21 protein-coding genes are annotated in these 16,324 nt (G+C 62.2%); 13 read left to right on the forward strand and 8 right to left on the reverse strand.

The window, feature by feature from the left end; all coding sequences use genetic code 11:
- Window positions 1-75: 75 nt before the first annotated feature.
- The 3 genes from JQ558_RS17940 (at window position 76) to JQ558_RS17950 (ending at window position 2,185) form a co-directional block, all read left to right on the forward strand.
- Window positions 76-342, forward strand: a complete 267-nt coding sequence (locus tag JQ558_RS17940) for a hypothetical protein (protein ID WP_212207927.1) — start codon at window positions 76-78, stop codon at window positions 340-342.
- A 74-nt stretch (window positions 343-416) separates the two neighbouring features.
- Window positions 417-842, forward strand: a complete 426-nt coding sequence (locus JQ558_RS17945) for a GFA family protein (protein WP_212294432.1) — start codon at window positions 417-419, stop codon at window positions 840-842.
- Between the two features lie 110 nt (window positions 843-952).
- Window positions 953-2,185, forward strand: coding sequence for an MFS transporter (locus tag JQ558_RS17950; protein ID WP_212207929.1), 1,233 nt, complete (start codon window positions 953-955; stop codon window positions 2,183-2,185).
- Between the two features lie 69 nt (window positions 2,186-2,254).
- On the opposite strand, the gene JQ558_RS17955 is transcribed toward JQ558_RS17950, so the two are convergent.
- Entirely contained in the window at window positions 2,255-2,692 is a 438-nt protein-coding gene (locus JQ558_RS17955; protein ID WP_212207930.1) for a VOC family protein, read from the reverse strand.
- Between the two features lie 252 nt (window positions 2,693-2,944).
- Here JQ558_RS17955 and JQ558_RS17960 point away from each other — a divergent pair, with 252 nt between their 5' ends.
- The 5 genes from JQ558_RS17960 to JQ558_RS17980 all read left to right on the forward strand — a co-directional run bounded on the left by JQ558_RS17960 (window position 2,945) and on the right by JQ558_RS17980 (window position 8,447).
- Window positions 2,945-4,129: an aminotransferase class V-fold PLP-dependent enzyme gene (locus JQ558_RS17960; protein WP_212272768.1), complete on the forward strand. Its 1,185-nt coding sequence runs from the start codon at window positions 2,945-2,947 to the stop codon at window positions 4,127-4,129.
- A gap of 138 nt (window positions 4,130-4,267) precedes the next feature.
- Complete coding sequence (locus JQ558_RS17965) at window positions 4,268-4,618, forward strand: Lin0512 family protein (protein WP_212207931.1); 351 nt, start codon at window positions 4,268-4,270, stop codon at window positions 4,616-4,618.
- A 69-nt stretch (window positions 4,619-4,687) separates the two neighbouring features.
- Window positions 4,688-6,022, forward strand: a complete 1,335-nt coding sequence (locus tag JQ558_RS17970) for an amidohydrolase (protein WP_212294433.1) — start codon at window positions 4,688-4,690, stop codon at window positions 6,020-6,022.
- 6 nt (window positions 6,023-6,028) lie between these two features.
- Complete coding sequence (locus JQ558_RS17975) at window positions 6,029-7,744, forward strand: dihydroxy-acid dehydratase (RefSeq protein WP_212294434.1); 1,716 nt, start codon at window positions 6,029-6,031, stop codon at window positions 7,742-7,744.
- Window positions 7,745-7,766: 22 nt separating this feature from the next.
- Window positions 7,767-8,447: a GNAT family N-acetyltransferase gene (locus tag JQ558_RS17980; RefSeq protein WP_212207934.1), complete on the forward strand. Its 681-nt coding sequence runs from the start codon at window positions 7,767-7,769 to the stop codon at window positions 8,445-8,447.
- An 8-nt stretch (window positions 8,448-8,455) separates the two neighbouring features.
- Here the strand turns inward: JQ558_RS17980 and JQ558_RS17985 are convergent, their stop codons facing one another.
- Window positions 8,456-9,088: an HAD hydrolase-like protein gene (locus JQ558_RS17985; protein ID WP_212294435.1), complete on the reverse strand. Its 633-nt coding sequence runs from the start codon at window positions 9,086-9,088 to the stop codon at window positions 8,456-8,458.
- Window positions 9,089-9,106: 18 nt separating this feature from the next.
- On the reverse strand, window positions 9,107-9,943 hold the full coding sequence (locus JQ558_RS17990) for an SDR family oxidoreductase (RefSeq protein WP_249142521.1): 837 nt from the start codon (window positions 9,941-9,943) through the stop codon (window positions 9,107-9,109).
- A 113-nt stretch (window positions 9,944-10,056) separates the two neighbouring features.
- On the opposite strand from JQ558_RS17990, the gene JQ558_RS17995 reads away from it, so the two are divergent.
- Window positions 10,057-10,761: a glutathione S-transferase N-terminal domain-containing protein gene (locus JQ558_RS17995; RefSeq protein WP_212294437.1), complete on the forward strand. Its 705-nt coding sequence runs from the start codon at window positions 10,057-10,059 to the stop codon at window positions 10,759-10,761.
- A gap of 77 nt (window positions 10,762-10,838) precedes the next feature.
- Here JQ558_RS17995 and JQ558_RS18000 read toward each other — a convergent pair whose 3' ends face one another.
- Window positions 10,839-11,456, reverse strand: coding sequence for a TetR/AcrR family transcriptional regulator (locus JQ558_RS18000; protein ID WP_212272538.1), 618 nt, complete (start codon window positions 11,454-11,456; stop codon window positions 10,839-10,841).
- A 64-nt stretch (window positions 11,457-11,520) separates the two neighbouring features.
- Between JQ558_RS18000 and JQ558_RS18005 the strand changes: the two genes are divergently transcribed.
- Entirely contained in the window at window positions 11,521-11,934 is a 414-nt protein-coding gene (locus JQ558_RS18005; protein WP_212207939.1) for a VOC family protein, read from the forward strand.
- A gap of 39 nt (window positions 11,935-11,973) precedes the next feature.
- Here JQ558_RS18005 and JQ558_RS18010 read toward each other — a convergent pair whose 3' ends face one another.
- A complete protein-coding gene (locus tag JQ558_RS18010) occupies window positions 11,974-12,531 on the reverse strand; it encodes a disulfide bond formation protein B (protein ID WP_212294438.1) in 558 nt (185 codons plus the stop codon).
- A gap of 7 nt (window positions 12,532-12,538) precedes the next feature.
- Window positions 12,539-12,697 carry a DUF5993 family protein gene (locus tag JQ558_RS18015; RefSeq protein ID WP_212294439.1) on the reverse strand — a complete coding sequence of 53 codons (159 nt, stop codon included), beginning with the start codon at window positions 12,695-12,697 and terminating at the stop codon, window positions 12,539-12,541.
- 118 nt (window positions 12,698-12,815) lie between these two features.
- Here JQ558_RS18015 and JQ558_RS18020 point away from each other — a divergent pair, with 118 nt between their 5' ends.
- Window positions 12,816-13,184, forward strand: a complete 369-nt coding sequence (locus tag JQ558_RS18020; RefSeq protein ID WP_212294440.1) for an ArsC family reductase — start codon at window positions 12,816-12,818, stop codon at window positions 13,182-13,184.
- Window positions 13,185-13,197: 13 nt separating this feature from the next.
- Here JQ558_RS18020 and JQ558_RS18025 read toward each other — a convergent pair whose 3' ends face one another.
- A complete protein-coding gene (locus tag JQ558_RS18025) occupies window positions 13,198-13,821 on the reverse strand; it encodes a PAS domain-containing protein (protein ID WP_212207943.1) in 624 nt (207 codons plus the stop codon).
- A 4-nt stretch (window positions 13,822-13,825) separates the two neighbouring features.
- Window positions 13,826-14,428 carry a hypothetical protein gene (locus JQ558_RS18030; protein ID WP_212294441.1) on the reverse strand — a complete coding sequence of 201 codons (603 nt, stop codon included), beginning with the start codon at window positions 14,426-14,428 and terminating at the stop codon, window positions 13,826-13,828.
- A gap of 371 nt (window positions 14,429-14,799) precedes the next feature.
- Here JQ558_RS18030 and JQ558_RS18035 point away from each other — a divergent pair, with 371 nt between their 5' ends.
- Complete coding sequence (locus JQ558_RS18035; RefSeq protein ID WP_212207945.1) at window positions 14,800-15,555, forward strand: ABC transporter ATP-binding protein; 756 nt, start codon at window positions 14,800-14,802, stop codon at window positions 15,553-15,555.
- Entirely contained in the window at window positions 15,548-16,291 is a 744-nt protein-coding gene (locus tag JQ558_RS18040) for an ABC transporter ATP-binding protein (RefSeq protein ID WP_212207946.1), read from the forward strand. Before JQ558_RS18035 ends, JQ558_RS18040 begins: the two co-directional genes overlap by 8 nt.
- Window positions 16,292-16,324 lie beyond the last annotated feature (33 nt).

Raw genomic sequence — 16,324 nt, forward strand, 5'->3', positions numbered from 1 at the left:
CGGCGACGTCAGCCACCGCTCGCGCAGTGCTGCGCGAGCGGGAGCAGCCAGCTAGCAGTAACGCAGGAGAAGGACATGAGTGAGACGCATGCCGTCGCACGCAGCACCGGTGCGATTCCTCGCAACAACGGCAATGCGGCCGCGACCGGCGCCGCCGAATTTCTATACCTCGCGGCCGCGCCGACCTTCGCGATCATGGCGTTGCTCACGTCCGTTCTTGGCGGCGGAGCGGTGGAGGCGTTGTGTTCGCCGGCGTCACCGCTGAGCGGAATGGTTCCGATGTATTTGCTGATGAGCGCCTTTCATCTGGCGCCATGGCTGAAGCTGATTTCTCATCGGTGAAATGGTGTTGACCGGTGCTGATCCTGCTTTCGAAATCCAGATTACCTCGCATCACCTCCACGAAAAGGAACAACATGAGCAAAGTTTTTACCGGTGGCTGCGCCTGCGCCGCGATCCGTTATGAAATTTCCAGCGAACCTGTCTTCATGAACCACTGCCAGTGCCTGGACTGCCAGCACAGGAGCGGCACCGGGCACGGCTCCTATCTGACCTTCATGGACAGGAAGAACGTAAAACTCGAAGGCAAGGCGGCGCGTTGCGACGTCGTTGCCGATAGCGGCAATGTGAAGACGCACAGCTTCTGCCCGGCCTGCGGGTCACCGGTCCATCTGACCTACACGGCGATGCCGGATGTCATTACCGTGCACGCGGCGAGCCTCGACGATCCCGCCCGGTTCAAGCCGCAGGCCGTGACCTACGGGATACGCAGCCATGCCTGGGATGATCTCGATCCGGCCTTGCCGAAATTCGACAAGATGCCACCTGCTGCCAGTTCCTGAACTGGCCACGGGTCTTTAAAAGGCGTGCCCTTAAAAAATTATCCTGATCATGTCGCCTTTGGCGCTTCTCGTACGTCTTGAACAAAGAAGCGCCAAAACGGAGATTTGCAATGGACCATTCCCGCTATCGATGGGTGATTGTCGCGGCCGGCGGCACGCTGGGCTGTGTCGCGATCGGGGCGATGTTTTCACTGCCGGTGCTGTTGCAATCGATCACGCGGGATACCGGCTGGTCGGTCGCCGGCGTATCGAGCGCGATGACGGTCGGTTTCCTGGCGATGGCGTGCTGCAGCATGCTCTGGGGCAACCTGTCGGACCGGTTCGGGCCGTTGCCGGTGGTGCTGACCGGATCATTGGTGCTGGCGGCAAGCTTGTTGCTCGCAAGCCTAGCGACTTCGCTTCTGGTGTTCCAGTTCGCATTCGGCGTTCTGGTCGGCGGCGCGATTGCTGCGATCTTTGCGCCGATGATGGCCTGCGTCACCGGCTGGTTCGATACCCATCGCAGCCTCGCGGTGTCCTTGGTGTCGGCCGGCATGGGGATCGCGCCCATGACCATGGCGCCGCTGGTGGCCTGGCTGGTCTCGTTCCATGACTGGCGAACGACACTGCAGATCGTGGCTGCGATTGTTGCCGTCATCATGATTCCAGTGTCGCTCCTGGTGCGACGCCCGCCGGCGCTCGCGGCGGCCAGCGCCAGTGTCCCGGCAAACGGCGAGCAGCAAACCGAGATGTCGGTGAGCGAAGCGGTGCGGTCGCCCCAGTTCGCGATCCTGCTGCTGACGAATTTCTTCTGCTGCGCCACCCATTCCGGACCGATCATCCATACGGTCAGCTATGCCGTCAGCTGCGGTATCCCGCTGATCGCGGCGGTTTCGATCTACAGCCTCGAAGGGCTCACGGGGCTCGGCGGCCGCATCGCGTTCGGCATCCTCGGCGACAAACTGGGCGCCAAGCGCGTTCTTGTGGCGGGATTGCTGGTGCAGGCCTTCGGCGCGCTGGCCTATGTGTTCGTCCGCGACCTTGCCGGCTTCTATGCGGTGGCGGCGGTGTTCGGCTTCATCTATGCCGGCACAATGCCCCTATACGCCGCGATCGCGCGCGAGAATTTCCCGTTGAAGATGATGGGCACCGTGATCGGCGGCACGGCGATGGCCGGCAGCCTCGGCATGGCCACGGGGCCGGTGGCCGGCGGCCTGATCTACGATACCCTTGGCAGTTACACGTGGCTTTACGTCGGCTCCTGGGCCATGGGACTGGGCGCGTTCCTGATCGCGATGACCTTCAAGCCGTTCCCCAAGACGAATGCGAACGCTCAAGCGGCGACGGTGCCGGCCTCGGCATAACCAGACAAAACCCGGGCGCGTGTTGGCACGCCCGGGTTCGTTGTTAGATTGATCACCTTGCTGAGGGGATCAGCCGGCAAATGCCTTGTCGAGGTCGGCAATGACGATCTTTCGCATCTTCATCATGGCCTGCATGGCGCGATCGGCCTTCGTGCGATCGGGATCGCCGAGGTAACGGCCCAGCGCCGTGGGCACAACCTGCCAGGACAGGCCGAATTTGTCCTTCAGCCATCCGCATTGCGATTCCTCGCCGCCGTCGGCGGTCAGTCTGCTCCAGAAATAGTCCACCTCTTCCTGGGTCTCGACGCTGATGAAGAAGGAGACCGCCTCGTTGAATCTGTACTTGGGGCCGCCATTGAGGGCGTTGAACTTCTGCCCCTCGAGTTCGAAACTCGCCATGAAGTCATTGACGATTTCGACCTTGGCATTGGGAAACACCGATTTGTAGAAGGCGACGGCCGCGGGGACGTTGTTGTCGAACCAGAGGAACGGCGTGATGGAAGTCATGACGGATGTCCTTGTCGGTTGAGGTGAATCGGCAGGCTCGGTGGCTTTGGAGGGAGAGGATGGTCCGGGCAGGGTCGACAGGCAGATCAGTGAGGATTACTGGGCCGTCGTCGGCGTGGGCTCATGGGGTGGACGAACGAGGGGACAGGATTCCGACACGGTCTGTTTCTTTTTTCGCACGGCCCAATCCACCCCTCCGGGGGCAGGGCTGGTCTGGTAGGCTTCCTCGGTTCGTCTGAAACCGGATTGCCCATGTCCATTGATCTTGAACGCCTTCGCGCTGAGACGCCCGGTGTCATCAGCCGTGTCCACCTCAACAATGCCGGCGCCGGCCTGATGCCCTTGCCGGTGCTGCAGGCGATGACAGACTATCTTAGGCGGGAGGCCGAGATCGGGGGCTACGAGGCCGCCGCCGAGGCTGCAGCACGCCTTGACGGCGTTTACGACAGTGTTGCCGGTCTGATCGGCGCCGCCAGGGATGAGATCGCGCTGACCGAAAATGCCACTGTGGCGTGGCAAATGGCGTTTTACGCCCTGCCGTTGCGCGACGGCGATCGCATCCTGACAGCGCGGGCCGAATACGCGGCGAACTATGTTGCGTTTCTGCAGGTCGCCAAGCGCACCGGGGCGGTGATCGAGATCATCCCTGATGACGCAAATGGCGTGCTGGATGCGGAAGCGCTGGAGCGGATGCTCGACGATCGCGTACGTCTGATCGCGATCACCTGGGTGCCAACGAATGGCGGCCTGGTGAATCCCGCGGCCGCCGTCGGCCGCATCGCACGGGCGCACGGAATTCCCTATCTGCTCGATGCGTGTCAGGCCGTCGGACAGATACCGGTCGACGTCGCGGCGCTCGGCTGCGACATGCTTTCGGCGACGGGACGCAAGTTCTTGCGCGGTCCGCGCGGGACGGGATTCCTGTATGTGCGCCGCGAACTGCTGGGCAAGCTCGAGCCCCCGATGATCGACCATTTCGGCGCGCCGTGGCTGGCGCCCGATCGCTACCAGCTTAGGGCCGACGCCCGTCGCTTCGAGACCTGGGAGAACAACTACGCCGCAAGATTGGGGCTCGGCGTCGCGGTGGACTACGCGCAGGCGATTGGAATCGAGCCGATTGCCGCGCGTTGCCGGACGTTGGCTGGCCTGCTGCGCAACGGGCTTGGCCAGATTCCTGATGTGACGATCCATGACCTTGGACCACACCCGGCGGCGATCGTCACATTCTCCGTCCCGGGCTTTGAGGCCGATGCCGTGAAGACGCATCTGGCCGGGGCGGGAATCAATGTCAGCACGTCGGATCCTGCAAGCACGCTTCTCGACGCGAAGCGGCGTGCATTGCCTTCGATCGTGCGCGCCTCGCCTCACTATTATAATACGGAGGACGAAATCGATCGTCTGACGACGACTGTTCGGAAGCTCAGGGATCGCCAGTGATCGGTTTGCGCATCTCGCCGCTTCAAGAAGGAGCGGTTTGCTTCGTCGCTTTCAGTCGCCCACTTGCCTTCGGACCGCCATGGCGCGAAACTCTGCGCTGAGACTGATCCCCCGCACTCCAACGAAAGCAAAAACCTGATGGCACGCGTGCGCTGTATTACCGAAATGGGCATGGGCGTTGATGTTCATGGCCGCGACGCCACCAAGGCCGCCAAGCGCGCGGTCTCGGACGCAATCCGCCACTCCAGCCTCGGCTTCTTCCGGATGCTGGGCAAGACCGCCAACGATATGTTTGTCGATGTCACCATCGCCGTGCCGAACCCCGAGGCGGTGGATACCGCGGCGGTCGCCAAGGAATTGCCATATGGCACCAAGACCGTGACGGCGATTGCGGGCGGGCTCGAGATCCCGTCCGATCTGGGCAATGATCCTATCCTGATCGCCAACGCTGCCGTGATCGTGAGCTTTGACGACGGCAAAACCGGGTAGACACTCAACGAGCCGTCGTCCAGGCTGCCGATAAGAGCAACACCGGGGAAACAAGGGAGCGCCGCCGCCATGAAGCACTTGGTCAAATCCTTGCTTTTGTCATCGGGGCTCTGTGCATTCACGCTCTGGCCCGCGCATGCCGAGTTGAACGTTCCCGCGCTCAAGGCCGCGATCGAAAAATCGTTCGAGGCGGACTATCCAAAGCTTGATGCGCTCTACAAGGATCTCCATGCCCATCCTGAACTCGCGTTTCAGGAGGTAAAGACCGCGGCAAGACTCGCCGCCGAGATGCGCGCGCTTGGTTTTGAGGTCACCGAGAAGGTCGGCAGGACCGGGCTGGTCGCGATCTATAAGAATGGTGACGGCCCCACCATTCTGGTGCGCACCGAGCTCGATGCGCTGCCGATGGAGGAGAAGACCGGCCTCGACTATGCGAGCCGTGAAAAGACCACCTGGAACGGCCGCGAGACGTTCATCGCGCATAGCTGCGGCCATGACATTCACATGGCGAACTGGGTCGGCACGGCGAAGACACTGGTAGGCCTGAAGGACCAGTGGAAGGGCACCTTGATGTTCATCGCGCAGCCCGCCGAGGAAATCGTGCAGGGCGCGAAGGCCATGCTGGATGACGGCCTGTTCACGCGATTTCAGAAGCCCGATTTCGCCTTTGCCTTGCATGCCGGCGGCTTTCCCTACGGCAATCTCAGCTATCGCGTCGGCGTCGGCTCATCCAACGTCGATGGCCTCTTTATCAAGTTCCGCGGCCGCGGCGGCCACGGTGCGATGCCGCAGCTGACCATCGATCCCGTGATGATGGCCGCGCGTTTCATCGTCGATGTGCAGAGCGTGATCAGCCGTGAAAAGGATCCGACTGAATTCGCAATTGTAACCATTGGGTCGATCCATAGCGGCACGGTCGGCAATATCATCCCGGACGAGGCAACACTGCTGGGGACGATTCGCACGTTCAAACCTGCGGTGCGCAACAAGTTGGTGGCGGGTATCGAACGGGTGGCGAAGGCCGCCGCGGCGATGTCGGATGCGCCGGAACCGGAGATCAGGATCGCGGAAGGCACCAAGGCCGTGATCAACGATCCCGCCGTGGTCGCGACCGCCGAGAAGGTGCTGAAGGCGGCGTTCGGCGAAAAGCTGAGGCAGACGCCGGCGAACACGACCAGCGAGGATTTTTCCGAATTCGCGGGAGCCGGCGTGCCGTCGATGATGTTCAATATCGGCGTCTACGAGCCGGAACGGTGGATGGCGGCAAACAAGGCCGGGACGCCACTGCCCGGCAATCATTCACCGCTGTTCGCGCCGGTACCGAAGCCGACTATTCAAACCGGCATCACGGCGCTGACGCTCGCGGTGCTCAGCGCGTTCGATCAGCATGCAAGAGGCAAATAAACAATAATGGTTGAAGACAGCAGCACCTACTGGAAGAAAGCCCGCGTCGAATTGCGTGCCGCCGGCTTCGAACCGGACCGCGCCGCGAAGACCAGCGCGGTCGTGACGATCGCCAGCGCCTACACCAACGCGCATCGCTGCAACAATCGTGTGCGCGCCATCACCGATCTGCTCGTCGAAATTCTCGCCGAACGCGGCGGGCAGGGCCTGATCGTGGGGGCGCCGGCGGTGTCGGACGCGCTGACGCAGGGCACGCCGACGGCGGGCTACAGCCTGGCGTCGCGCGACGTCGTCGCTGATTGCTTCGAGATCGGGCACTATGCGCACCATGGCGACGCCATGATCGTGATCTCCGGATGCGACAAGACCGGCGCTGCCGCCTTGATGCCGCTGGCGCGGACCAATGCCTTCGGGCTGGTGCTCTATCCCGGCACCAGTTCGCCGGGCCGGGTGTCGTTCGGTGCCTGGTGCGCCAAGGGCAACAATCTGACCATCATGGATTACGCCGAGGCGCGCGCGGCCAACGATTCCGGCCGCATCTCGTCGGAAGAGTTGACCGAGATCGAGCGCAACGTGATGCCCGGCAGCGGCACCTGCGGCGCGATGTTCACCGCCAACACGATGAGCACGATTGCGGAAGCGATCGGCATGATGCTGCCGCGCGGCGCTTCGCATCCGGCCGACTACCATGCCGGCAGCGATATCCACGCCGACGTCCGTGCACAGGCCCGTGCCTCGGTCGACGCGCTGTACCGGCTGATCGAGGCCGGCATCCGGCCGCGCGACATCATGACCGAGCGCGCGTTCGAGAACGCGATCACCACCGTCTATGCGATGGGCGGTTCGACCAACATGTATCTGCACTTGCTCGCGGTCGCGCGCGAGGCGCAGGTGCCGGTCGGCATCGAGCGCATCCAGGCGGTCGGCGAACGGGTGCCGCTGCTGGCCGACCTGCAGCCGCATGGACCCTTTGCGATGGGAAGCCTGCATGCGATCGGCGGCGTGCCCGTCGTGATGAAGGAGTTGCTGCGCAACGGCCTGCTGCACGGCGACGTGATGACGGTCACCGGCAAGACGCTGGCCGAAAACCTCGCTGATGTGCCGACGCTGGATCAGATCGGCCCGCAGAAGATCGTTTCGCCGGTGGCCAGTCCCGTCGCGCCACCGAACAACCACATCAGCGTGCTGAAGGGCAATCTCGCGCCGGAAAGCTGCCTGCTCAAACTCTCCGGCAAGACGCTCGACAACGGGCAATTCCGCGGCACGGCGCGGGTGTTTGAATCCGAGGCCGCCACGATGGCTGCGATCCGCGCCGGGGAGATCGTGGCCGGCAATGTGATCGTGGTGCGCAATGTCGGTCCGGTCGGCGGGCCTGGCATGCCCGAAATGGTGATGCTGACGATCCAGTTGCAGGGGCAGGGCCTCGGTGAGGATGTCGCGCTCATCACCGACGGGCGCTTCTCCGGCGTCTCGCACGGCATCCTGATCGGCCATGTCTCGCCGGAAGCGGCGCGTGGCGGTCCGATCGCGGCGGTCCGCGACGGCGATATCATCGTGATCGATCCCGGTGCGCGCACCGTCACCCTCGACGTGTCGCCCGAGGAGATCGCCCGGCGCATGGCAGACTGGCGCGCGCCTGACGCGGCGCGGGTGCGGCGCGGCTCGGTGCACGACAAATATATCCGGCTGGTGTCGTCGGCGCATTACGGCTGCGTGCTTTGAGCGGACGTGCGTCGGCAAAACCATGACTCATCCGCTCGATCAGCCCATCTGGAGCGCTCTGACGACCCGGCAGCAGGCGCTGGCGGAGGGCGGCGCCGTGGCGCGGCGCTTTCCGCTTGCGATCGCGCCGTTCGCGGACATGGTCGACATGTCGCCCGAAAGCTTTGCCGCCCTTGGCGCGCTGATGTCCGGATCCGAGATCGCCGTGCTGTTTACATCAGGCGCAGTCACCGCGCCGGATCAATTCAAAACGCTGCTCGCTGAGACCGGGGAGCAGATGACAGGAACGCCCAAGGACAGTTCGGCGCCCGGCGTTGAGATCGTCACGCTCGGCGTGGCCGATGTGCCCGAGATGATCGCACTGGTCGAACTGACAAAACCCGGTCCTTTCAGCACGCGCACCCATGAACTCGGAACGTTTCTCGGCATCAGGATCGATGGCCGGCTCGTCGCGATGACCGGCGAGCGCATGAAGCCCGGCAATTACACCGAGATGACGGCGGTCTGCGTGCACCCGGATCATCGCGGCCGCGGCTACGCGCAGGCACTGCTCGGCGCGGTCGCCCGCGGAATCGTTGATCGAGGCGAGATTCCGTTCCTGCATGTGTTTAGCAGCAACACCTCAGCGATCGCGCTTTATCAAAGGCAGGGAATGGAGATCCGTCGTCGCCTGCATGTGACGGTGCTGCAGAAAAAGGCGTGACGGTTCAATCAGGCGATCGCGAACTCTTGCTTGATCTCCTCGAACGTATGGAAGAAGTGCGTCGGCCCGGCCGCCTGCAGCGCGGCGGGCTGGGCGTAGCCCCAGGCGACCGCACCGGAATCCATCCCTGCGGCCCTGGCGGCTTCGATATCGCGGAGTTCGTCGCCAATGCAGAGGACTTCGGAAGGACTTGTTCCGAGCTGCCGCGCGACGCGCTTGAACTTGTGGTGCTTGCCGAAGAGCGAGGCGCCGCAGTCGAAGCGCGCGATCAGCGCCGCGGAAGGACCGAGGACCTGGCGTACCGATGCTTCGCTGTCGGAGCTGACGATTGCGGCGTGGATGCTGTCGCTCCGCAGGTCGGCCAGCAATTGCGGGACGCCATCGAATAGCGAGATCTGGTTTGCGGCGGCAAGCTTGCGCCGCCGCATGTCGCGCGAGATGGCCGGCAGCTTCCACATCGGCAAGTTGAGGCGGGCGATGATTTCGCGACCCGACCGTCCGCGCAATCCCTCCAGTTCCTCGGCGCTGACGGGCGCGAGGTCGAACTTCGCGATCAGGTCCTGAAAAACGGTTCGAAACCAGGGAAGCGAGTCGGCGAGCGTGCCGTCGAAATCGAAAATGGCGAGGCGATAGCGGGGCATGCGGGATCGACTAGCGCGTCACTTGTCGCCGCCGAAATAATCCGGCTTGCCCGTGGTCCAGGTCTCACCCCAGAGCTGACCGCCGCCGTCGACCGTCAGCGTTTCCCCGGTGACGAATTTGCCGGATGGGGCGGCGAGGTAGACGCTGGCTTCCGCGATGTCACATGGCGATCCCGCGCGCATCATCGGGTTCGAACGCGGATAGGCGGCGCGGGCCTCCGGCGTGTAGACGTTCCAGCCCTCGGTTTCGATCGCGCCGGGCGCCACGCAATTGACGCGGATGTTCAGCGGCGCCCATTCGACCGCAACAGCGCGCGACAGCCCGATCACGCCAGCTCGCGCTGCGACGGAATGCGCGATGCCGTAGAGCCCATGCGTGGTGACGACCACGATGTTGACGATGCTGCCGGGATGCTTGCGGTCTCGCCAGCGTTGCGCGGCTGCCTGCATCATATACCAGGTGCCGTTCAGATTGGTGTTGATGACTGTGCTCCAGCCCTTCACCGAAAAATCGATCGCGGCTTGCGGAAACTGCCCGCCGGCGCTGTTGACGAGAATATCGAGCCGGCCATGGGCGGACCATACCGCGTCGAACAGGGCGTTGACCCCGTCGGGCTCCCTGATGTCGGCGGTGTGGGCCGATGCTTTCAGGCCGCGTCCGGCCATTTCGGCGACAAGCACATCGAGCTTGCCCTGATCGCGCCCGACCACGGCGACATGCGCGCCGAGCCGCGCAAACAGCCAGGCAATCGCCCGCCCGATGCCGCCGGCGCCGCCGGACACCAGCACGACCTGGTTTTTCAGCGCATCGGCCGCGAACACGGTCGGGTGAACCGCGAGCTCCGCGTCGGTCATGCCGAGTTTCTCAGGTGTTGCATGATCCGTCATTGGCGATGCCGCCCCTTGTTATGCGTGGCAACGTTCGTACATTACCGCCGCAACAACAACCACGAAAAGAACGAGTTTCAATGTCCGATCTTTCCGCCTTCCCAATTACAAAACGTTGGCCAGCAAAACATCCCGACCGCCTTCAGCTCTATTCGCTCCCGACACCGAACGGCGTCAAGATCTCGATCATGCTAGAAGAGATCGGGCTGCCTTACGAAGTGCATCTCGTCGACTTTGGCAAGGACGACCAGAAGACGCCGGAATTCCTGTCGCTGAATCCGAATGGCAAGATACCCGCGATCCTCGATCCCGATGGACCCGGCGGCAAGCCGCTCGGCCTGTTCGAGTCCGGCGCGATCCTGCAATACCTCGCCGAGAAGACCGGCAAGCTGCTGCCGGTGGATGCCGCGCGACGCTGGCAGACCATTCAGTGGGTGCATTTTCAGATGGGCGGGATCGGGCCGATGTTCGGCCAGGTCGGCTTCTTCCACAAATTCGCCGGCAAGGAGTTTCCCGACAAGCGGCCGCTCGAGCGCTATGTCGCGGAGTCCAAGCGCCTGCTCGACGTGCTCGAGACCCATCTGGGCGGCCGGCAGTGGGTGATGGACGATGAATATACCATTGCCGATCTTTCGATGCTCGGCTGGGTGCGCAACCTGATCGGTTTCTATGGTGCGCGTGAACTCGTCGCGTTCGATAGTTTTAAACACGTGCCGGCATGGCTGGAGCGCGGCCTCGCGCGGCCTGCCGTGGAGCGCGGCCTGAATATTCCGAAGCGGCCGTAAGCAACTGGATGTTTCGCAACGCGCTTTCCAAAAGCGGGCGGTTAACATCGCTCAACAGCCTTCGAGTGAAATGCCTTTCACGCGGGCCGATGGCCGGTCAAAGTCAATCTCTCGGCGACAAGGCCATCCATCAGTTGCTTCAGCGCCATGTCGTAGTCGGAAAAGTTACCGCCTGCAGCGATGGCGATAGCCGCCCGGTCGAAGGCCGCAGATAGGATATTGGCCACGGCGACGAGCGAGATTTCAGGCGAGGGGCGCATCGCCGCTTCCAGACCATTCAACAAAGTTCGGCGGCCATGTTTGGCATCGATGGCATCCACGGTTTCGAAACCCAGAACGGCGGGCGCCTCGATTAGGATCAGACGAGTTCGTCCTTCCTTCTGCATCGCGCGCAAGTACGCTGAAGCGCCTGTATGGAGCATGTGCATCGGAGCGTCTGCAGGCGAAGCAGCGTCCTCGATCTCGGCGGCAACAGCGGCGGACTCAGCCTCGACCAGGGCGAGATAGAGTGCCCTTTTGTCCTCGAAATGATGGTAGAGCGCCCCCCGGGTCACTCCCGCTTGCGTGGCAATCTCGGGCGTTCCGGTGGCCGCATATCCCTTTGCGATAAAAAGTGTTTTGGCCGCTTCAAGCACTCTCCCACGAGTGGTCGCGCTGCGGTCGACGTTGCTCCTGCGTCCTTTTATCACTTGCATACATGCAGCCTGTATGTTTCTGTTTGCATGCAGATTGTATGTTTTTTAGCAGCGGAGAACAAGGATGCAGATCACGAGCTATTATCCGGTACTGATGGTCGACAATGTCGCCGCGACCTCGGCATTTTATCGAACCCACTTTGATTTCGAGCCGGCGTTCGAGGCGGACTGGTACGTCCATCTGCAATCGAAAGTGCAAGAGAACGTTGCCCTCGCGATCCTGGCAGGCGATCACGACACGATCCCCGCGAAAGCGCGCGGCTCTGCGCGCGGTGTTCTGATCAATTTTGAAGTTCAAGACGTCGACGAGGTATATGGCAGGCTTCGTGCAGCTGGGCTGCCTATCCTGCTTCCGCTCCGCGATGAGCCCTTCGGTCAGCGGCACTTCATCACTGAAGATCCCAACGGCGTATTGATCGATGTGATCACGCCGATTCCACCATCAGCTGAGTACCTGGAGTCTTACGCCAAGAACTGATCCTGATGGCGGCGATTCTGCTTCAAGTTCGGCAAACCGCTACACTCCCCGTTTGAGCAATTCATATACAACCGGGTTATCGGCGCATGCCCCAAAGCCGCATTCCAAGAGCGTCGTCGCCACGTTCGCCGCCGTCAGCGCGATCACGAGCCATACGGCGGCCTGCGCGAACAGGCCGCCGGTCGGCGGCAATGCACCGCCATCATCTTCGAACTGCCGGTCGAACAGCAGCACCGCCGCGAGCAGGACGATGGCGGCGATGAAGCCGATCAGGGCCCACGTGTAATAGTGATAGCCGAGCAAGGCCGAACCGTAGCCCGGGTCTCCCGGCATGATGTGCAGCAGCACCTGCCGCGTCGAGGCGACCGCGCCGGCAACCGCTGCCAATAGCGACAGCGCATAGTGGCTTGGGCGGGGCCCGAAGCGGATGTTCAGGATCGGGCCGATCGCCAGCATCGCGAACAGGATGCGTTGCAGCAGGCACAGCGGGCAGGGCAATTCATGCAGCAGGAGCTGCGCCGCAAATGCCGCCGCCAGCACCAGCGCGACGGCGTAGAGGCTGAGCGCATTCAGGGTGATGGCGCGGGTCTGGGTCATGGGCGGCTCAGAACGACAGTTTCAGCGTATCGGTCGCATGGTGCAGATAGGTCGCGACGCAGGCGATCATGGCGGCCGCGTACAGGCCGAGCGCAAGGGCGCGTGAACCGTGCCAGGCAACCAGCATGACGATGCTTGCTGCCAGAAACAAAAGGGTGAATTCCATGCGGGGCCTCACCTGCGGGTGACACGTCAGTCTATGATGGATTCGCTGATCTGCATTGTATAGAAACCTGCGGACGCCTCGCCAGCAGCGAATGGCGCCAAATCTGGAATGTGTTGAAATGCCCATCACCATCTACGGCATCAAGAACTGCGACACCATGAAGAAGGCCCGCACCTGGCTCGACAGCCACGGCGTCGCTTACGATTTTCACGACTACAAGTCTGCGGGCATCGCCAAGGACAAGCTCAAGCAATGGTCCGATGAACTTGGTTGGGAAACCCTGCTCAACCGCGCCGGCACGACCTTCCGCAAGCTGCCGGATAGTGACAAAGAAGGGTTGAACGAGCGCAAGGCGCTGGCGCTGATGCTGGCGCAGCCGTCGATGATCAAGCGGCCCGTGCTCGATCTCGGCGGCAAATTGCTGGTCGGGTTCAAGCCGGATATTTACGCCAAGGAAGTGGCGTCGAAGGACAAGCGCAAGGCCTAGTCGAGTTAGAAGCCTAGCCCAGTTCGATGACGTCGTCGGACAGCTGCCGGCTTGCGGTGCTCGGCACGAAATCGCGATCGATGATCGCCCGGACCAGGATCACGGGCACGGCCTTCGGCTTGAGACCCATCAGATTCTTGATCTTGAAGCCGCCCTCGATACTGATGCTCTTGTAGGAGCCGACGATGTGTTCGACCCCATCGCCACGACCGAACGGCAGCAGCAGCCGCTCATAGGACACGTCCTTGTTGTCGGCGTCCTGGACCGTTGAAATCGAATAGGCCGGCCGCTTGTGCTTCAGGCAGGCGCGATAAAGGGCAACCACGCGGGCATATCGTTCCGGCCCGATCGCGTTGTCCAGATAGCGATTGGCCGGCTTAGCCGGCTCGAAGCGATCGCTGCCGTAGGTGGCGCTTAGTGTGGTGCCCGCCTGGGTGATCAGGAAGCGAGCGTCGTCGCCGTGGCCGACCACGTCAAGGGTCATCATGTCGGCCAGTTCGTTGCCGACGCGGTTGGGTTGGAAATCATCGATAAGGGGAAGCGGCCGGTGCCTGGTTGCGGCGCGCAGCCACGCGTTCAGGAGCTCGCGCTGCTTGATCGACCTCACGACCGATGGATCGGCACTTTCGAATTCCATTGCCCTAGCCGAATTCGAGCACGTCGCCGGACGGAATGCGGCCGGGCGCGCGATGGAAAAGGTCGCGGTCGATGATGGTACGAAGCTTGGGCACCGGCAGCTTGTCGCTTCCGCGCATCAGATTCCTGATCTCGAAACCGCCATCCTCGCTGATGGTCTTGAGCGATGCGATGATGTGGGTGACGTTGCCGCCGTCGGAGAACGGCAGCAGCAGCCGCTCATAGGCGACGATACGTCCGTAGACGTCATCGATATTGGCGATGGTGTAGGCGGGCAGGCGGCGGGCGATGCATTCGTAATAGACCGGCATCACGATCGGTGCGAGCCTTGCGCCAAGATACTCGTCCAGATAGCGGCCCTTGCCGGTATGGCCATAGGCGCTCGACATCCGCGTGCCGTCGCTCTGGATCGTGAGGCGGGGCAGCGGCGTACTGGTATCGACGTCCAAGAAGACGAGGTCGGGAAGTTCATCCTCCAGCCGTTCCGGCCGATACTGATCCACAGGCGGCAGCGAATGCTCGCGGGCAAAAAGCCGCAGCCAGGTGTTCAGCAAATCGCGCTGCCTGATCGATTTGACGATTGATGGGTCGGCGCTTGCGAAATCCACGGCCGCGATCCCTGCCTGACTAAATCGCGAGATGATCTGCTCCGGGCGGTAATATTCTATGAAAAGGCCCGATTGCAGCAAAACACCGTTAACGGCGGCTTTCCGGTGCGCGGGTATGGCGGGAAGACGCTCCGGCACCCTGCCATTCGCGCAGGCTATGCAATTCGACTAAGGGCGGATTTGGAACCGGCACTAATGCTTTGGCCTAGCCAAGCTTTCCGCCTTGCCTAATCCGTGCCGTTGACGGCATATTCCGCCCGGAGGCGGCAGGTCCGGGACGGTTTCCAAGGCGTCCGGGAGAGCCTGCCCGACAAGGGAAAAATTGGCCGCGCGCGAGGGGATTTCGCAGCGGGCTGATGGGGGAAGTTTGTTTGGCCGATGAGTTCATTCTCGAAACCCACGGATTGACCAAGGAATTCGCGGGTTTCTTCGCCGTTCGCGACGTTGCTCTCAAGGTGCGTCGCGGCAGTATTCATGCGTTGATCGGGCCGAACGGCGCCGGCAAGACGACGTGCTTCAACCTCTTGACCAAGTTTCTGAAGCCCTCGGCGGGCCAGATTCTGTACAAGGGGAAGGACATCACTGCGATGGCGCCGGCCGACGTGGCACGCCTCGGGCTGGTGCGTTCGTTCCAGATTTCGGCGGTGTTTCCGCACCTCACGGCGCTGGAGAATGTTCGGGTCGCGTTGCAGCGCCAGCACGGCTCTTCATTCGATTTCTGGCGCTCCAAGAGCGTGCTCGATCGCTTCAACAATCGTGCCCATGAGCTGTTGAACGACGTCGGCCTGAGCGAATTCGCCACGACACCGGCGGTCGAGATGCCCTATGGGCGCAAGCGCGCGCTCGAAATCGCAACGACGCTGGCGCTCGATCCGGAGATGATGTTGCTCGACGAACCGATGGCCGGCATGGGCCACGAGGACATCGACAAGATCGCGGCGCTGATCAAGAGCATCTCGGCGAAACACACGATCCTGATGGTCGAACACAATCTCTCCGTGGTGGCGAACCTTTCCGATATCATCACGGTATTGACGCGCGGTCAGGTGCTGGCGGAAGGCAATTATGCCGATCTGTCCAAGGACGAGCGCGTCAAGGAAGCCTATCTGGGGGCCGGTCATGGCTGAGGTAAAGATGGCGGAAGCCCCTGCAAAGACGACCGGCGCTCCGGTTCTCTCGGTTCAGAACCTGGAGGCCTGGTATGGCGAATCACACATCCTTCACGGCATCAATTTCAACGTGAACGCCGGCGAGGTGGTGACGCTGCTCGGACGCAACGGCGCCGGCAAAACCACCACGTTGAAATCGGTGATGGGGATCATCGGCAAGCGCACCGGTTCTATCCGCTTCAACAATGAAGACATCACGCGCACCTCGTCCGACAAGATCGCGCGGATGGGCGTCGCCTTCTGCCCGGAGGAGCGCGGCATTTTCGCAAGCCTCGACGTGCGCGAAAACCTGCTGCTGCCGCCGATCGTGCGCCCGGGCGGCCTTTCGCTCGATCAGATCTTCGAGCTGTTTCCGAATCTGAAGGAACGGCTCAACAGCCAGGGCACCAAGCTTTCGGGCGGCGAGCAGCAGATGCTCGCGATCGCCAGAATCCTGCGTACCGGTGCGCGGTTCTTGATGCTGGACGAGCCGACCGAAGGTCTGGCACCGGTCATCATCCAGCAAATCGGGCACACCATCGCGCGGCTGAAGTCGGAAGGTTTTACCATCCTGCTGGTCGAGCAGAATTTCCGCTTCGCCGCGACGGTCGCGGATCGCTATTACATCGTCGAGCACGGCAAGGTCATCGACGGGTTCGCGAATTCGGAACTGCAGGCCAATATGGACAAGCTCCACACTTATCTTGGCGTCTGATCGGTATAGTTCGGCAAACAAAATTCAGGGAGA

Origin of the sequence: Bradyrhizobium sp. AUGA SZCCT0160, from assembly GCF_018130105.1 — a bacterium.
Classification (GTDB): Bacteria; Pseudomonadota; Alphaproteobacteria; order Rhizobiales; family Xanthobacteraceae; genus Bradyrhizobium.

Excerpts from the sequence above, each read along its gene's own strand:
- JQ558_RS17955 (WP_212207930.1), bottom strand. The coding sequence starts at position 2,692 with ATGACTTCCATCACGCCGTTCCTCTGGTTCGACAACAACGTCCCCGCG.
- JQ558_RS18020 (WP_212294440.1), top strand. The coding sequence starts at position 12,816 with ATGCCCATCACCATCTACGGCATCAAGAACTGCGACACCATGAAGAAG.
- JQ558_RS17965 (WP_212207931.1), top strand. The coding sequence starts at position 4,268 with ATGGCACGCGTGCGCTGTATTACCGAAATGGGCATGGGCGTTGATGTT.
- JQ558_RS17980 (WP_212207934.1), top strand. The coding sequence starts at position 7,767 with ATGACTCATCCGCTCGATCAGCCCATCTGGAGCGCTCTGACGACCCGG.
- JQ558_RS18010 (WP_212294438.1), bottom strand. The coding sequence starts at position 12,531 with ATGACCCAGACCCGCGCCATCACCCTGAATGCGCTCAGCCTCTACGCC.
- JQ558_RS17985 (WP_212294435.1), bottom strand. The coding sequence starts at position 9,088 with ATGCCCCGCTATCGCCTCGCCATTTTCGATTTCGACGGCACGCTCGCC.
- JQ558_RS17945 (WP_212294432.1), top strand. The coding sequence starts at position 417 with ATGAGCAAAGTTTTTACCGGTGGCTGCGCCTGCGCCGCGATCCGTTAT.
- JQ558_RS17950 (WP_212207929.1), top strand. The coding sequence starts at position 953 with ATGGACCATTCCCGCTATCGATGGGTGATTGTCGCGGCCGGCGGCACG.
- JQ558_RS17960 (WP_212272768.1), top strand. The coding sequence starts at position 2,945 with ATGTCCATTGATCTTGAACGCCTTCGCGCTGAGACGCCCGGTGTCATC.
- JQ558_RS18025 (WP_212207943.1), bottom strand. The coding sequence starts at position 13,821 with ATGGAATTCGAAAGTGCCGATCCATCGGTCGTGAGGTCGATCAAGCAG.
- JQ558_RS18005 (WP_212207939.1), top strand. The coding sequence starts at position 11,521 with ATGCAGATCACGAGCTATTATCCGGTACTGATGGTCGACAATGTCGCC.
- JQ558_RS17970 (WP_212294433.1), top strand. The coding sequence starts at position 4,688 with ATGAAGCACTTGGTCAAATCCTTGCTTTTGTCATCGGGGCTCTGTGCA.
- JQ558_RS17940 (WP_212207927.1), top strand. The coding sequence starts at position 76 with ATGAGTGAGACGCATGCCGTCGCACGCAGCACCGGTGCGATTCCTCGC.
- JQ558_RS17975 (WP_212294434.1), top strand. The coding sequence starts at position 6,029 with ATGGTTGAAGACAGCAGCACCTACTGGAAGAAAGCCCGCGTCGAATTG.
- JQ558_RS17990 (WP_249142521.1), bottom strand. The coding sequence starts at position 9,943 with ATGACCGACGCGGAGCTCGCGGTTCACCCGACCGTGTTCGCGGCCGAT.
- JQ558_RS17995 (WP_212294437.1), top strand. The coding sequence starts at position 10,057 with ATGTCCGATCTTTCCGCCTTCCCAATTACAAAACGTTGGCCAGCAAAA.
- JQ558_RS18000 (WP_212272538.1), bottom strand. The coding sequence starts at position 11,456 with ATGCAAGTGATAAAAGGACGCAGGAGCAACGTCGACCGCAGCGCGACC.
- JQ558_RS18015 (WP_212294439.1), bottom strand. The coding sequence starts at position 12,697 with ATGGAATTCACCCTTTTGTTTCTGGCAGCAAGCATCGTCATGCTGGTT.
- JQ558_RS18040 (WP_212207946.1), top strand. The coding sequence starts at position 15,548 with ATGGCTGAGGTAAAGATGGCGGAAGCCCCTGCAAAGACGACCGGCGCT.